This window comes from Prevotella sp. P5-50 (genome assembly GCF_002251295.1).
Taxonomy (GTDB): Bacteria; Bacteroidota; Bacteroidia; order Bacteroidales; family Bacteroidaceae; genus Prevotella.
Genome location: NZ_NPJA01000019.1, coordinates 37,660 through 53,642, shown reverse-complemented (window position 1 = coordinate 53,642; position 15,983 = coordinate 37,660). Strand labels below are relative to the sequence as shown.

Below are 15,983 nucleotides of genomic sequence, written 5' to 3'. Positions count from 1 at the left end.
GCGTACCTATTATATAACTGAACTTTCGCATGTGGGGAAGTTAAGGGAAGTTAGAGAAGTTAGGGAAGTTAGGGAAGTTAGAGAGAAGTTAGAGGGAAGTTAGAGAGAAGTTAAGGGACAAATCCCTCAGTTGCGAAACTTGAATTATATAACATATAAAAGGATTGCCTCAGTCTTTCTGCCTACATGGGAAGAATTGCTGTCCTCCGCGTAGCGCCTAAACATCCGATGGCTTCTTTTCTAATTGACTTCTGGTTTTGGGCATGTCGGCAAATTCGGAACTTAGATTGTCGAACAGAATCTTTTGCTCGTCGGTAAGTGCGACGAGTCCGTGGCCCACTTCTCTGAACCATTTTCGCAATTCAATCTCATTGCGATCGCCATCCATGAAAGGATAACGCTTGTTTTGGATGACAAAGAGACGGAAGCGGGAAAGTATTTCATAGAATGATCCTGTGGGGAACGGTACTGCTTGTCCGTCTTGGTCGTAATCGTATTTTTGAGGTATTATCACTTTGTGAGTCTGCTCATCAATGTTCATGTTGTAGGCTTCCTTCAGTAGCTGGCATAGGGTAGCGATAATCCGATCCTGATGCTCTGTGCCTGGAACTACATAGTCACTTAATGGAATTTCAAGGGTGTTTTGATAATTCCAATATGCTTTCGTTGTGATCTCTTTCAGCACCTTTCGCCAGTCTATTGACTCCCAGATATCAAGGTCGATATTGTAGCAGACTCCTTTTATGGTAATCTGGTTTTTGATTTTCTTCTTCTTTTCTTTGGGTTCTGCAGGTGTTTCGGGCGTGACAGAAACGTCTGGAGTCTGAGGCTTCTGATGTGCTGATACATATTGTTGGATTAGTTCGATAAACCGTTCGCCGTAAGTATTGCATTTGTGTTCACCGATGCCATAGGTGTTGCCGAATGCTGATAGTGTTGTGGGCATATCTGTGGCCAGGGCATGGAGAGACTTGTCGGACATCACGACATACGCAGGATAGTTGTTCTCATTGGCAATTTCCTTTCTCAGCGTTTTCAGTTGTTCAAACAGTTCCATGTGCTCTGTTGTTGCAGATGCTGTTGTCGTTGCCTCTTCAGCAGTCTGTTTCTGACGACCTCTTGTGCGAGCCTCCCTACTGACAACTACCAATTGCACTTTGGCTTTTCCGTGAAGCACATCCTGTCCGAGGGGGGTGACGTGTAGATGGTTGTCTTCGTTGTAGGCAATCTCTATATATCCCATTTGCAACATTTGAAGCAGATAGTCGCGCCAGTCTCTTACAGGAACATCTCTGCCGGCTGCAAAGGTCTTGATTTGGTTATAACCACGTGACACGAGTTCCGGCGAGAAGTTTCCGTGCAAGATGTCTATGGTGAGCGTGAATCCTATTTGCTCATCGGTTCTGATAATGGCAGAAAGCGCCTTTTGTACCAGTTCTGTACCGTCGAATGTCGTTGGTGGAGTCTGGCAGACGTCACAGTTGCAACAGTTCATGTCGCTTGTTTCTCCAAAATAGTTCAACAGAATGCGTCGGCGACATATTTGTGCTTCGGCATATTCCTGCATGCGTTGTAGCTTTTCGGTGTTGATTTCGCGTTGTCCGCTTTCCTCTGCGAAATGGCGTAGCGTGATAATATCCTGCAAGTTGTAGAACAAGATAGTCTCGCAAGGCAGACCGTCACGTCCGCCACGTCCAATCTCCTGATAGTAGTTCTCTATAGTTTTGGGCAGATTGTAGTGGACAATGAAGCGCACGTTGCTCTTATTGATGCCCATACCGAATGCAACAGTAGCACAAACCACCTGGATGCGATCGTTGATGAAATCCTCTTGTATTCGATTGCGTTCGTCGGTGGGTAACCCTGCATGATAAACACCAACGGAAAAACCTTCTTTCCTAAGTTTCTCTGCAACAGTCTCGGTGGTCTTCTTTGCCAGACAATAGATAATGCCGCTATCGCCCTGATGACGCTGAATCAGATTGGTTATTGTGCGTAGCTTCTCTTTGGCAGAGTATCCCCTTCTGACATCCAGACTCAGATTAGGCCGGTCGAATGAACTGATAAAGGTTTCGGCATTTTGCAGACGTAACTGTTCTATAATGTCGGATCGCGTAATTTTGTCGGCAGTAGCCGTAAGTGCCATTATGGGAACATCAGGAAACAGTTCGTGCAGATTGCCCAACTGACTATACTCTGGTCTGAAGTCGTGACCCCATTGTGAGATACAGTGTGCTTCGTCGATAGCAAAGAGAGAAACTTTCAGCATGGTTTTCATCCATCCCAATTCCGTGATGAGTCGCTCGGGCGAGATGTACAGCAGTTTTATTTCACCTCGCAGACACCTTTCAGTAATTTGCCGATTGGCAATCTCGTCGTTTGCGCTATTCAGTGCCTCCGCTGCAATACCGTTGGCTACCAGCGTTTCCACTTGATCTTTCATCAGCGAGATGAGTGGGGAGACAACTATGGCTGTGCCCTCCATCATCAAGGCAGGTATCTGAAAGCAGATGGATTTTCCACCTCCAGTGGGCATGAGTACCAGTGCATCCTTGTGTTGCAGCACGTGATTGATGATTTCTTCCTGTAAAGGACGGAAGGAATCGTAACCATAATATGACTTGAGAGTTTCTAAAGCTGTATTCATCGTTGTAAAGAACTTGTGTTGTTTGTATCTTGTCATTCCCTCCTATGTACCTACCTATTCAGTCCCAATGATCGATTGGGGTTAGAATATAGATTCCTCGGTTTCCGAGGTGAAGAGTTCGAGAGCTTTCATGCCCATAATAGAATTTCCTTTGGCGTTGAGGCGCGGACTCCATACGGCAATGGAATAGCGGGAAGGATAGATGGCAACAATGCCTCCGCCAACACCACTCTTGCCAGGTAAACCGACCAGAAAGGAGAACTCGCCAGCCTCGTCATAGAAACCACAGGTTTGCATGATGGCATTGATGCGCTTCACTCTCGATATGGTGAGATTGACACCTGCATGGGAGAAGGGTTCGTTGCTCTTGGCAAATGTCATGAAGGCGCGTGAGAGATCCTCACAACTCATCTCCAACGAACACATCCTGCAATAGAGGTGCAACACTTGGTTGACATCGTTGTGCAGATTGCCGTGATGCTTCAACAGGTAGGCTATCGAGGCATTGAGGTAACTGCAACTCTGCTCTGACTGCGCCACCTCGTCGGAATAGTCGATGGTGGGGTTGCCGCTGATGGTGCGCACGAAATTCAGGTAGAATGCTTCGGGATCGTCAAGATTGGAGAGCAACACATCGGCAGAGACCAGAGCTCCTGCATTGATGAAGGGGTTGCGAGGAATGCCGTGCTCATACTCCAACTGCACCAATGAGTTGAAGGCAGACCCAGAAGGTTCTTTCGCCATGCGCTGCCATAGGTCTTTACCCATGATGCTCAGGGCAATGGCGAGGGAGAATACTTTCGAGATACTTTGTATAGAGAACTTCGTGGCGGAGTCTCCTAAGCGGTAGGTCTTACCATCGAGCGTGTTGAGGCATAAGCCAAACTGGTCGGGGTTGACACGAGCCAGTGCCGGGATGTAGTCGGCTTGTTTTCCTTCGTGTGCATATACCTCTATTTCCTTCCTTATTTTGTCTAATATAGGCTGATAGTCCATAGTTCTTTTCGGTTGTTGGTGAGCCTTGCAATTGCAAAGCTAAACATTTTTTTTCAATCCTCAAAACAGTATTGCTGTTTTTTCGCCATCGGAGAGGTTTTTATCATCGGAATTTAAACAGAATCTAAACGGATTTTTGGAATTATGAAACTACGGATATATAGAAAATATGGGAAATCTGTACAAATCTGTATGCTCTGTGGATTTCGGTTCCGTGTATGATGACTGATGAACGAAAGAATTTCGCGAGAGATGTGTGACATTACAGATTTTATTTGTAATTTTGTGACATAAACTAAAAAAACGAAGTATTATGATTCAACGACTATTATCCTTTCTCGATGCTTCGCCAGTGAATTTTCTGGCAGTGAAGAACATTGCTGATGAACTCGAACGTCATGGCTTCCGCCGTATCAATCCTAAGAAACCACTGGGGAAACTGGTGGCTGGCGACAGATTCTATGTCACTAAGAACGATTCTGCGGTCTTTGCCTTCCAAATCGGGAGTATGCCGATGGCTGATCGGGGCTTCCACATGATTTGTGCGCATAGCGATTCACCGACCTTCCGCATCAAACCGAATGCTGAGATGGACTGTGAAGGCGGTATCGTGAAACTCAATACTGAGGTGTATGGTGGACCTATCATGTCCACATGGTTTGACCGTCCGCTGACTCTTGCGGGTCGCGTGATAGTGAAAGGTGAGGATGCGATGCACCCACAGACTCGGCTTTTGCATATCAAACGGCCTCTGTTGCAGATTAGTAATCTCGCCATCCACTTCAACAGACAGGTGAACGACGGTGTGAAACTGAGCAAACAGAAAGATGTGCTGCCTATCCTTGGCATCATCAACAATGAGTTGGAACGTGGCAATCTGCTGATGAATATCATTGTGGAAGCACTCGACGGAGTGAAAGCCAGCGATATTCTCGACTTCGACCTCTATCTGGCTGACACCACACCTGCCTGCACTTTCGGTGCACACGATGAGTTTATCTCCTCTGGCAGGCTCGACGACCTGTCGATGTGTTATGCCGGCCTTGAGGCTTTGCTGGCATCACAACCCACCACGACCACGCAGGTACTTGCCATCTTCGACAACGAAGAGACGGGATCGCAGACCAAACAGGGTGCGGGCAGTCCGTTCCTATCTTATATGTTGAAGCGCATTGCCCTGGCACAAAGCGGTAGCGAGGAAGCATACTACCAGGCAGTGGAGCGTGCGTTTATGATTTCTGCAGATAATGCACATGCTTGGCATCCTAACTACAGTGAGAAATTCGACCCCACCAATCATCCTAAACTGGGCGGTGGTCCCGTCATTAAGTTTAATGCAGCGCAGAAATATGCCAGCGATGCGGTGTCGGCTTCTATCTTCGCCAGCATCTGTCAGGAGGCAGGAGTGCCTTGCCAACGCTTTGTGAACCATAGCGATGTGGCAGGAGGAAGCACGCTCGGCAATATCCTGGCATCGAGCATTCCTGTGAAGGGAGTGGATATGGGCAATGCCATCCTCGCTATGCACAGTTGCAGGGAGACCGGAAGTGTTGCCGACCATGAATACTGTGTGAAGGCTTTCACTGCGTTCTATGGTATGGAATAATATCTCAGACCGAACGAACAACCCTTTCACACCATCAACGACAACGATACACTAAAAGATGAAACAACAATACACCACGCTGCTATTCGACCTTGACGGAACCTTGGTGGATAGTGGCGAAGGTATTATGCGCAGTGCCGAACATGCACTCAACCATTTCGGCATTGAGGTTGCCGACTACCGTACGTTGCGACCCTTTGTGGGTCCGCCACTCGAAGACTCGTTTATAGATTTCTACGGCTTCACTCCAGAACAGGCTGCTGAGGCCGTCGAGGTCTATCGCGAACGCCATGCTGCCATCGGTATGTATGAAGAGGAACTCTATCCCGGCGTGCTCGATTTCCTGCGTGAAGTGAAACGCAGGGGTTATACCACCGCTATTGCCACGAGTAAGATGCGCGGATATCGTCGTGAAGGAGATCTTTCCAGAACTATCTCCTTATATCGATGATGTGTTTGGCAGAGATGACGAAGGACTGCTCCACACCAAGGCGGACGTGATCAATGACGGACTGAAACAGTTGCAGATTACCAACCTCCATGAGGTGTTGATGATAGGCGACCGCCGTTTCGATATTGAAGGGGCGAAGGTCTGTGGACTCGATTCCATGGGTGTGCTCTTTGGTTATGGTGATCGTCCTGAGATGGAGCAAGCCGGTGCCGATTATATCTGCGAATCGTATGACGAAATGCTGCAATACCTTTAAACTCCAACAATGATGAAGACAAAGAATAATCATGGAATGAGGCTGATGGCGGTGACGGTGACAATCATGCTGCTGACGGCAATGTCGTGGTCATCTTGTATCAAGCGACTGCCCGGTAGTGACCAACAACCGCGCTCTGCCAGCCGCCCACTTATGGGAGGTAATCTGCATCAAGAGCGTAAAGCGCTGAAAGCTACGATGGCTTCTCTGCCTCCTGACAAGCAAAGGGCTATGTCAAGGGAGGAACTTACATATACCCTGACGCGTACTGCCAAGGGAGTGAAGGCGCAGGAGATACGTCACTTTGGCTATTTGACTTGTTGGAACTCGGATTGGCTTATCCCCAACTGGGTGGCGTATAGTCTGAATCCAAGGAAGGTGACTGGTAGCGTGAAACGTCCTAAACGCCAGTTTGAACCCGACCCACAGGTGAAGGGTCGTTCGGCAGAACATAGTGACTATACGCATTCTGGGTATAGTCGTGGTCACATGGCTCCTGCTGCCGATATGAAATGGAGTGAGCGGGCGATGAACGAGAGCTTTTATCTGAGTAATGTGTGTCCGCAGGTGCAAGCCATGAATGGTGGTGTATGGGAACATGTGGAGCGCAAATGCAGGCAGTTGGCAAAAGAGACTGAGATTTTTATCTGTACAGGTCCTATCATGGGCAAACGTCCAGAGCGCATCGGTAGAAACGGTGTGGCTGTTCCGGAACGATTCTTCAAGGTGGTTTGTATGCAGCGCAACGGTAAATGGCAAGCCATCGGCTTTGTTGTTCCTAACAGTGATTGCAAGGGAAGTATGTTTCGCTATGCTTGTTCGGTAGATCAAGTTGAAGCGTTGACAGGCCATGATTTCTTCTATGAATTGCCTGATTCGATAGAAAACAAAATAGAGGCGGCATGGGGAACGCAAGCCGATTGGCAATAACTTATTCGCGTGGATAAGTTGAATGCCATATAGATATTATAGAGCAGCGAAAGCATAGTGAAATTGAATTTTCACTTTGCCTTCGCTGCTTTATTATCGAGATGTGATGTTAACGATTGGCGATTAGTAGTCGTAAAGACGGATGTGGAGAATCTTCCAATCGTCGCACGAGATGCGAGCGTGACGGCCCTGATGGTCTTGGTCGCCATTGTGGCGACGCAAGAACTGTAGGCTTCCATCGGAAGCAATAGTTACCTCATCCACAAAACCGATACCTTTGCGCTTGCCAGTGAAACGACCTTTTTGTTGTTTGGCGGTCTGTTGACCAGCCAAGGCAAAACCATCTTCACCCAGCGTTTTGTGTTCTTCGCGGTTCTTCTCGTATTCGGTGGCAAAGCTCACGACGATGCCAGAACCCGCCAACAGATATTCGTTGGCTGCCAAACGGATGATCATAGCACCACCTTCGGGCCATGTTGAACCATCGGTGGCACGAGCGTCCCAAGGTAAGGTGTAGTAATGGCGCGCGGTAATCATCGTGCCTTTATCGTTGATGATGCGCTCTTTGTCCTCTTGGTCGAAGAGCAGTCCCCACGAAGGTTTGTTCATCAAGGGGCGCAACTGGCGTAAGAGGTCGTACGACTTGCTGATGCCATTGGTTTCTGCCTTACTGGCTTGGTCGATGGCAAAGGGTGAAAATCCCAATGCCTGATGTTCGCCGAAGGCATACATGGCACGCACACCACTGTTGGCGCAGCAACGCGTTTCGGGAATAAACAGACGATTGTTGGCAAGCGCATATTGACTTGCCCAACCCTTGAAGCCCGTGTCGTAGATGTCGGGAGCCAGCAACAACAGTTGTGGAGCTCCAGCATGCCAGAGGTCGATGAGGTGGGCGAGCGGTCCTGCCGAAGGATATTGTCCCGGCAGACGTCCTCGGCTGTTCATGGCAGCATTGACATAGAACGGAAGCTGTGTAATTTTTCTGCCAGCCTCACACAGTCTGCCTACATATTTCGCATAGTTGTAAGCCATAAAGACCTCGTCGGCATAGACATCGGTGCCAAACATGCCATTCCATGTGCGTTCCTTGAGGTTGAGACGATTCGTCAACCAAGGGTGGAGCGACTTCTGGTGTTTCTTCAGATAACTTATCAATTCGTCGGGCACAGGCTTTTGCCATTCGCGTTCTGCCAATGGTGCATGGTCGCGAGCATCTTCCAACATACCTATTTCATTCTCCACTTGAATCATGATGACCACATCCTTACCTTGTTCTTCCACTCGTTTGAGCAGTGCTTCGAAGGCACGGCGGTCTGCTTGGAACACCTCTTCGGAGAAGCAACTGGCAATTTCCAATGGTTTGCCATCGGCTGTTGTGGCGCGAGGGAAACGTTTGGTGTCTTCTTTGAACCATAGTGGTGCGTAACACGACATGGAGTTTTTCCATGCTCCAAACCACAATAATACGAGTTGCAACTGATTCTCACGTGCTTGGTCGATAGTGCGGTCCAAGAGTGTAAAGTCGAACTTTCCCTCTTGTGGTTCAAGAAATTCCCAGTAGATGGGCGCCAGTACGGTGTTCAGTCCAAGGGCTTTCATGCGAGGCATGACCTTGTCTATGTCGGCAACCGATGTGGTTGCCGAGTTGCTGAGCTCTCCGCCGAGCATGAAGAAATCGTTTTTCTGCTGTGCATGAACGGGCGACAGCAGACATAAGAATAATATAAAGGAGAGTGGAATCTTCATATACTATTGTTTTTTATTTGCGAATCCACCGAAATACTTCAAGCAAACATCGCGCCATTCACGTGCATTCTGCACCTGATCTTCCAAGCGATCATCCACTTCGCGCCATCGCTGTTCATCAACATAATGGCGCATCTTGTTGTGCCAGATGTTATGATAGGTCTCTACGTTGATGACACCTTGGTTGTAGTGATACTGCAGCGACTCCCACAGGGTGCTTCCGTCTTTCATTTGATAAGTCCAAGGCACATGATGGAACCACAGCAGGAGATTCTCCGGACAGGTCTCCAACTTATCGTACATCGACGCATAGGGTTCGCGATACTGGCTCACAGCATCGGTACCCTTAGACGAACGGTCGAAACCAATGCCGTTGGCGTCAGCCTGATGATAATATACCGGGCACCATTCCAATGGATATTCAGCCTTGAAGCCATCGGGTTCTGGACCATAATGGTGGTCGAACTTGAAGATATGGTGTAAGCCCAATGGCATCATGTAATCGACACAGGTCTCACGACTCTCTTCCATGATGGTTGACATCATATAGACGAAATTCTCATCGGTACTGAAAGTTTGTCCCAACCATTCTTTGGCAATATCCTCAGACGATAGTGATGGATCCCATGCCAAACGTCCGAAGGCATACCAGTTGGCTTGCGAGAAATGGTGACCACACCAGTTGCGGTCCTTGCCGATATTGGCTACGCCTGAAATGCCCGCCAGCCATTCGGGTTCCACATACTGGAAAAACTCTTTCCACATAGGACCGAGATAGACCAGATGGTGTGACTGACCAGTGTATTCCTGTGTGATTTGCAGTTCAGCCATATTGGGCGTCTCGCTAATCTGATCGAATACAGGACTGTAAGGTTCACGTGGTTGGAAGTCGAGCGGACCGTTTTTGGTTTGCAGAATGACGTTTTCGCGGAACTTACCGTCGAGCGGTTTAAACTCCGACACCGCCTGTTTTACGCGGTCTTCCCCTTTATGGTTAGCGCCATAGACGAAGCAACGCCAGATGACGGTACCGTTGAAAGGTGCTAAAGCATCAGCCAACATATTGGCACCTTCGGCATGTGTGCGATGATAGTCGCCCGGTCCGGGTTGTCCTTCACTATTGGCTTTCACCAAGAAACCGCCGAAGTCGGGGATGATACTGTAGATTTCCTTTGCCTTTCGCTTCCACCATTGACGCACACGCTTGTTTTTTGGATCAGCGGTGCGTGTATCGCCAAGTGCCATTGGTGTGGCGAAATTGATAGAGAGATAGACGCGAATGCCGTAAGGGCGCAACAGATCGGCAATCTTTCTGACCTCGTCGAGGTATTCACGCGTCAGCATCTTAGGCGAAGCGTTGACATTGTTGAGCACCGAACCATTGATGCCGATAGAGGCATTGGCGCGTGCATACTGATGAAGCAATGCTTCATCGAGGTGGAACCACTCGAAGATACTCTCTCCTGCATAGCCACGTTCGATGCTTCCGTCAAGATTGTCCCAGTGGTTGAGCATTCTCAAACGAAACCTTGGGTGCTGTTCCACGTGGTTCATGTTGCCTTGTGTGGCTTGACGACGCAGTACGTCGTAAGCGCCATAGAGCAGACCGATGTCGCGTCGGGCACGTACCACGACGCTGTCTTCATTGCCATTGATGGTAAAACCCTCGTCGTCTGTAAGGGCAGGGTCGATGAGTAATGTTGCCTTTGTACCAGCGAAATAGTCGGTAAGTTCTTGTTTTGCCAAGTCTATCGTTGCCGATTGTGCATTGGTGCTCACGTGTGCTGTTTGGCTTTTCTGTGCCGGCAACCATAAACGATGGCCGTCTTCAGCCCATGAAGATAGGGTGAAGACGGTCAGAGTAAGTAGTGTGAATAGTTTTTTTTTCATTTGCTTTATTGTTGTTTCAACAGGTTCATGGGTTGTTGCAGTGGCAGAGCATCGGTTGTTTTCTCAGTATATTCTGTGAGTTTCAATGTGGCAGAAGCCTTGATGGTCTCTACATCAGTACCGATTTGGAAGGTATAAACGCCAGCATCAACTTTCCATTGGCATCCAGCTTCATCGTAGCTTGCCAAGTCGCGCTTGTCAATTTGCATGGTGAGGGTCTGACTCTCGCCTGGCTTCAACTCTTTGGTTTTGCCGAAAGCCTTCAACTCGCGAGTTGGTTTCTCATAGTTGCCTTTAGGTGCTTTCACATAGACCTGAGCCACCTGCTTACCAGCAACGTCACCCGTGTTTTTCACATTGATGCTCACATTGATGGTGTTGCCGTTGAGTTTCACTACCGGTTTGGTGAGTTCGAAGGTGGTGTAGCTCAGACCGAAACCGAAAGGATAAGCCACCCGCTTGTTGAATGTGTCGAAATAGCGGTAACCTACGTAGATATCTTCCTCGTGGTTAGTGTAATCCACATTCTTCACATGACCACTTCCCTCCATATTTTTATAGGTGTACATATCGTAGTCTTGTGGGAAATTGGCAGTTGAAGGATGGTCGGTGGCAGCGATGGGCCATGTCATGGTGAGGCGTCCAGAAGGATTTACCTTACCTGTAAGAATGTCAGCCACAGAGTTTCCACCCTCAATACCCGGTTGCCAAGCCACGAGAATGGCATCTACACGGTCGCGCCAACTGGCAGTTTCCATGACCGAACCAGAGTTGATGATGACAATAACCTTTTTGTTTTTAGCGTGGAAAGCATCTGAAACGCGGAAAATCATGTCTTGCTCGTCCTTGGTGAGATTAAACTCGCCGTTGATGTTGCGGTCCATTCCCTCGCCAGCTTGGCGTCCGATGGTGATAATAGCCGCGTCAGCCAATGGTTCTTCATGGGCTACACAACGCTCAGTAATCTCTATTTCATCGTATTTGGGCTGTCCCTGATTGAGGAACCACATCATCGGATTCTTGTCAGCTTCAAGTTTTGCCTTGGCATACTTCACATAGCTCTGGTAAATCTCCGTCAGTTGTGGAGTGGTGTTGACGCCGATATTCTTCAGTCCTGTTACCATATCGACAGAATATCCTACGTTGACACAGCCGCTACCGAGACCACCCGACATGAAGTTGTAGGAGCTGACACCAAACAGCGCTACTGTTTTCAGCGAACGTATAGGCAGTGTATTGTCGTTTTTCAGCAGTACCATACCCTCAGTGCTACTTTGTCTGGTGATGGCAGCATGAGCTTTGAGATCGGGTTCGCTACTGAATTTATAACCTTTGAAGCGTGGTGTTTTCACGATATACTCCAGCATGCGGCGTACATTGCGATCTACATCAGCCACATCGAGACGTCCAGCTTTCACCGCAGCCACGATATCTTCCACCTGAGCAGGGAATCCCGGCATCATCAAATCGTTGCCGGCAGCCACCTCTGTTTCTACGGGAAGGTCTTTGCGCTTGCCAATCCAGTCGGTTTCTACAATACCTTTATAGCCCCAATCCTCGCGGAGCACCTTGGTAAGGAGGTCTTTGCTGCCTTGTGCATAGTGTCCATTCACTTTGTTGTAAGCCGACATGATGGTCCAAGGATTGCTGCGGCGCACCACCATCTCAAATCCTTTCAGATAGAGTTCTCGCAGTGCACGTGGGCTGACGCGCTCATCCACACGGGTGCGGTCAGTTTCTTGTGAGTTGGCAACATAGTGCTTTGCACTGACACCAACGCCCTGACTCTGCACACCTTTGACGAAGGCAGTACCGATGAGTCCCGTCACGATAGGATCTTCTGAATAGTATTCGAAGTTGCGTCCGCATAGCGGATTGCGGTGAAGGTTGAGGCCAGGACCCAGAATCACATCACATCCGTATTCCAGAGTCTCGTTGCCGATGGCTTGTCCCACCTGTTCTACGAGGTCGGTATTCCATGTGGAAGCGAGACAAGTGCCGATGGGGAATCCCGTAGCGAAATAGTTTTTACTATCGCCCTCACGGTGTGCATCGATATGTACGCCGGCAGGACCGTCGCATTGTACTGTCGATGGAATGCCCAGTCGTGGTATGGCTACGGTGTAACCAGCCGCTCCAGGTACGAATTTCTTCTGGTGTCCCAACATGGCACCACTACCCACGAAGCCGTCGTTGCCGCCGCCTACCAGCAGTTGTGCCTTTTCTTCCAACGTCATGGCTTTAACGATTTCGTCGATGTTGTCAGCAGTTAGTTTGGGCTGCGCCGTCATTGATGCAGCCGTCATGGCAATTGCAATACCTGTCATCAGTGTTCTTTTCTTCATAGATGTTATTGGAATTTTGGTTATTATCGTAATTGTTGTAGTTGTATATTGCCTACAAAATTACGATATTTCTGTCATATTCGCAAATTTCCGATAGTGTTTCCCTAAAAAATAAAATGTCCGCAGGGATGCTGCGGACATGATGTATGGTAGGAGGTTCCCGTATGTCTCTCTTATTCGTGGACGTAGATGTTCCATCCGAGATAGGTCTCGATGGCCTCTTGCAGAATATCAACAACATCGGTGCGACACATGGCAACGTGGTGTTCGAAACCGTTTTTGCAGATGTATTTCATCAGTTTTTGCAGGTTATCTACCTTTGTTACAGCGATGCAACCGTCCATTCCGTAGGGATCGTCGGTCAGTTCGCCCTTGCCCAGATAGGTTTTGATGCAGCCCTTGGTATCGTCGGTGGAAAGTCGGAAAAAGGTGAAGTCGCCCTTCGACACTTTCGCATAGACCGCACCAAAGGTGTTGATCTTGCCCAAGGTGCGTCCGAGCACACCGAGAGGACCGAGCCGGAGTTGGTCGTTGCCGATAAACGAGCGTGGGAAGTTACCGCAGTGGGTACATACACACTTATTGCGGTCGTCGGCAAAATTGTTGTTCCAGTCGAGCAGGGCAGGAGCTTGTCCTGATGCCAGACTGAGTGCATACATCGATACAGCGCCAGCCAAGTCTGTTTCGCAAGCCGCAGGAATGAGTCTGTCGCTGAGCATTGACATGGTGACGCACGCTGCACAACCATAATTCTGCTCCAGCGAATCCCAACACTGAATGGCAACAGCCTGCACATCGTTGTCAGCAATCCAGTTTTCCACTGCCACTCCAAACTTCACTTGCAGTGCCAGTTTGCTGTTGTAAGCCTCAGGCACTTCAGCATAGTGGCGTATGCGGTCGCACATGGCTTTGAATTTCGGGTTGTCATCGCTGATGCGTTGTGCCGCAAAGAGAATTTCCGAGAGGTCGGCAGGCACTACGGTAATGCCTGAACGCTGTAGGAGTTTCTCACTGGCGCGGCATGTATTGAATCCTAAGGGACGTGTACCAATCTGTCCGATACGGCAGTGTCGCAGTCCGTTGACCACGCGGCAGATGGCAGCAAAGCGGTTGATGTCCTGTAAGAGTAGTGGACTGTAGATGGAATAAGTATGCAGCGAGGTGTCGGTAAAGGGGATGCCATACTGATAGAGGTTGTTGCAAACCGATATTTTACCGCAGAACGCATCGCGTCTGCTATCCAAATCCACTTTATCGTTATCATCGTCGCAGGCTTGAACCATGACGGGCACGTTGAGATCAGCATCGCTGATGGCATTGATGATACCGATTTCAAAACCGAAGTTTGGCAGTGAAACGATGATACCATCTATCTCGTCGCGGTGTTCGCGAAACTGTTTTGACACCTTCAGACCGTCTTCGCGTGTTTCAATGCTACTGCTTCCTGTGGGTGTAGCATCCTCTGGAAGGATGACATATTCATAACCATTGGCATCGAGAGTAGCCAGTAATTGTTTGCGAACATCGCGTGCCAGTTCTGAATTGAAGTATGCTCGTGTGCCAATAATCACTCCAAAGCATGTTTTTCCATTTCTCATATAGTAGTGGTTTTAGTTTAGTAATTCTTATTTGCAGAGTTGTCCGACAGCCTTTCGCCATTCGCCATAGAGTCTGTCGTGTTCTGTTGTGTGGTGAGGCAATACCGTGCGCGTCACTTTTCGTAGTGATGCGACCTTGTCGAAACTGTTCCACAGTTGGCGTGCAAACCCATTCATCACTACAGCTCCCAGTGCCGAAGCATCTTCCACCTCGGTGCAAACGATGGGAGTTCGCAGCATATCGGCTTGAAACTGCATGAGGAAAGCGTTTCTCGTAGGTCCACCATCGGCACATATCTCAGTGAGTGCGCCCCCCGTGGCTTGTGCCATAACGTCAGCCAAGTCCTTCACTTGATAGGCAATAGACTCAAGTGCTGCCCTCACCACATGGGCTTTTGTGGCAGCAAAGGTCAGTCCGAAGACCGCACCTTTCACTTGGCTGTTCCACCATGGAGCGCCCAAACCTGCAAAAGCCGGTACGATATAGACTCCACCGTTATTATCTACCGATGTGGCGATGGCTTCCATTTCAGCCGGATGATCTACGAGTTGCAGTTGGTCAGCCATCCATTTGAGTGTGGCTCCTGTGCTGTAAATGTTTCCCTCGTAGCCATAGAAGGTGCGTCCCAATGCTGTGAATGCCACACTGGTGACGAGTCCTTGTGGTGCCGGCAACGGATTTTCTCCGATGTTGACCATCACGCTCGACCCTGTGCCATAGGTCACTTTTCCCTGTCCGGTATTGAAACACATCTGTCCCACCAGTGCACCGTGAGAGTCGCCGAGTACTCCTGCAATCTTGATGGGTGCAGTGAAGATGCCTTCCACGGTTGTTTCGCCATAACAAGCATCGCATGGGCGCACCTCCGCCATCATTGATCGTGGAATATTGAACAGTCGGAGCAGTTCGTCGTCCCAGTCCATGGTATGGATATTGAATAGCATGGTGCGTGATGCGTTAGTATGATCGGTGGCAAATACCTTGCCTTGGGTGAGCCGCCACACGAGCCATGTGTCGATGGTGCCCATCAGCAAGAGTCCCGCTTCGGCTTGTTGCCGAGCCCCGTCGATATGGTCGAGCAACCATTTCACACCACTTGCCGAGAAGTTTGGATCGATGAGTAGTCCGCTGCGTTGCATCACCATCTCGGTCATGCCCCGTTGGCGCAGGTCGTTGCAACAGTCTATACCGCGTGTGTCCTGCCATACTACGGCATTGGCGATGGGGTGTCCGGTCGTTTTATTCCATACCACAGCCGTCTCTCGCTGATTGGTAATAGCAATAGAGTAGGTGTGTTGGCCGGTCTTTGCCTCGTCACCCACCAGTTGGTGGATAGCCTCTACCATGTTGCGGTATATTTCTTCGGCATCGTGTTCCACCCATCCTGTCTGTGGATAGTACTGTTGGTGATCCACGTTGGTGCGTGCCAACAGTCGGCACTGATCGTCGAACAGCAGTGCTTTGGTCGATGAAGTGCTTTGGTCGATGGCTATGATACGCTGGCTCATGATGGT

General features: G+C 49.1%; 10 protein-coding genes and 1 pseudogene. 4 read left to right on the top strand and 7 right to left on the bottom strand.

All coding sequences use genetic code 11. The annotated features are described in order from the left end of the window. Positions 1 to 844 precede the first annotated feature (844 nt). Together recQ and CIK88_RS03995 are read right to left on the bottom strand one after the other, a co-directional pair. Positions 845 to 2,647, bottom strand: a pseudogene (recQ, locus tag CIK88_RS04000) (DNA helicase RecQ); the annotation flags it as partial. Positions 2,648 to 2,728: 81 nt separating this feature from the next. Next, positions 2,729 to 3,643: a glutaminase gene (locus tag CIK88_RS03995; RefSeq protein ID WP_094434681.1), complete on the bottom strand. Its 915-nt coding sequence runs from the start codon at positions 3,641 to 3,643 to the stop codon at positions 2,729 to 2,731. A 313-nt stretch (positions 3,644 to 3,956) separates the two neighbouring features. On the opposite strand from CIK88_RS03995, the gene CIK88_RS03990 reads away from it, so the two are divergent. The 4 genes from CIK88_RS03990 to CIK88_RS03980 are packed head-to-tail and all read left to right on the top strand — an operon-like array spanning position 3,957 to position 6,886. Continuing rightward, on the top strand, positions 3,957 to 5,249 hold the full coding sequence (locus CIK88_RS03990; protein WP_094391719.1) for a M18 family aminopeptidase: 1,293 nt from the start codon (positions 3,957 to 3,959) through the stop codon (positions 5,247 to 5,249). A 58-nt stretch (positions 5,250 to 5,307) separates the two neighbouring features. Further along, complete coding sequence (locus CIK88_RS12770; protein WP_371591496.1) at positions 5,308 to 5,700, top strand: HAD hydrolase-like protein; 393 nt, start codon at positions 5,308 to 5,310, stop codon at positions 5,698 to 5,700. Next, on the top strand, positions 5,660 to 5,956 hold the full coding sequence (locus tag CIK88_RS12765) for an HAD hydrolase-like protein (RefSeq protein ID WP_371591494.1): 297 nt from the start codon (positions 5,660 to 5,662) through the stop codon (positions 5,954 to 5,956). Before CIK88_RS12770 ends, CIK88_RS12765 begins: the two co-directional genes overlap by 41 nt. 9 nt (positions 5,957 to 5,965) lie before the next feature. Next, a complete protein-coding gene (locus tag CIK88_RS03980; protein ID WP_094434679.1) occupies positions 5,966 to 6,886 on the top strand; it encodes a DNA/RNA non-specific endonuclease in 921 nt (306 codons plus the stop codon). A 123-nt stretch (positions 6,887 to 7,009) separates the two neighbouring features. Here CIK88_RS03980 and CIK88_RS03975 read toward each other — a convergent pair whose 3' ends face one another. The 5 genes from CIK88_RS03975 to CIK88_RS03955 all read right to left on the bottom strand — a co-directional run bounded on the left by CIK88_RS03975 (position 7,010) and on the right by CIK88_RS03955 (position 15,977). Next, on the bottom strand, positions 7,010 to 8,635 hold the full coding sequence (locus CIK88_RS03975) for a DUF5597 domain-containing protein (RefSeq protein ID WP_094434677.1): 1,626 nt from the start codon (positions 8,633 to 8,635) through the stop codon (positions 7,010 to 7,012). Positions 8,636 to 8,638: 3 nt separating this feature from the next. Then, positions 8,639 to 10,525 carry an alpha-glucuronidase gene (locus CIK88_RS03970; protein ID WP_094434675.1) on the bottom strand — a complete coding sequence of 629 codons (1,887 nt, stop codon included), beginning with the start codon at positions 10,523 to 10,525 and terminating at the stop codon, positions 8,639 to 8,641. 5 nt (positions 10,526 to 10,530) lie between these two features. Next, positions 10,531 to 12,870, bottom strand: a complete 2,340-nt coding sequence (locus CIK88_RS03965) for a glycoside hydrolase family 3 protein (protein WP_094434673.1) — start codon at positions 12,868 to 12,870, stop codon at positions 10,531 to 10,533. A gap of 173 nt (positions 12,871 to 13,043) precedes the next feature. After that, positions 13,044 to 14,468 (bottom strand): L-fucose/L-arabinose isomerase family protein, encoded by a 1,425-nt coding sequence (locus tag CIK88_RS03960; RefSeq protein ID WP_094434671.1) that lies wholly within the window; start codon positions 14,466 to 14,468, stop codon positions 13,044 to 13,046. 27 nt (positions 14,469 to 14,495) lie between these two features. After that, on the bottom strand, positions 14,496 to 15,977 hold the full coding sequence (locus tag CIK88_RS03955) for a glycerol kinase GlpK (protein WP_094434669.1): 1,482 nt from the start codon (positions 15,975 to 15,977) through the stop codon (positions 14,496 to 14,498). Positions 15,978 to 15,983: the final 6 nt, after the last annotated feature.

Coding starts and splice junctions, on each gene's coding strand:
- CIK88_RS03995 (WP_094434681.1), bottom strand. CDS start 3,643: ATGGACTATCAGCCTATATTAGACAAAATAAGGAAGGAAATAGAGGTA.
- CIK88_RS03990 (WP_094391719.1), top strand. CDS start 3,957: ATGATTCAACGACTATTATCCTTTCTCGATGCTTCGCCAGTGAATTTT.
- CIK88_RS12770 (WP_371591496.1), top strand. CDS start 5,308: ATGAAACAACAATACACCACGCTGCTATTCGACCTTGACGGAACCTTG.
- CIK88_RS03980 (WP_094434679.1), top strand. CDS start 5,966: ATGATGAAGACAAAGAATAATCATGGAATGAGGCTGATGGCGGTGACG.
- CIK88_RS03975 (WP_094434677.1), bottom strand. CDS start 8,635: ATGAAGATTCCACTCTCCTTTATATTATTCTTATGTCTGCTGTCGCCC.
- CIK88_RS03970 (WP_094434675.1), bottom strand. CDS start 10,525: ATGAAAAAAAAACTATTCACACTACTTACTCTGACCGTCTTCACCCTA.
- CIK88_RS03965 (WP_094434673.1), bottom strand. CDS start 12,870: ATGAAGAAAAGAACACTGATGACAGGTATTGCAATTGCCATGACGGCT.
- CIK88_RS03960 (WP_094434671.1), bottom strand. CDS start 14,468: ATGAGAAATGGAAAAACATGCTTTGGAGTGATTATTGGCACACGAGCA.
- CIK88_RS03955 (WP_094434669.1), bottom strand. CDS start 15,977: ATGAGCCAGCGTATCATAGCCATCGACCAAAGCACTTCATCGACCAAA.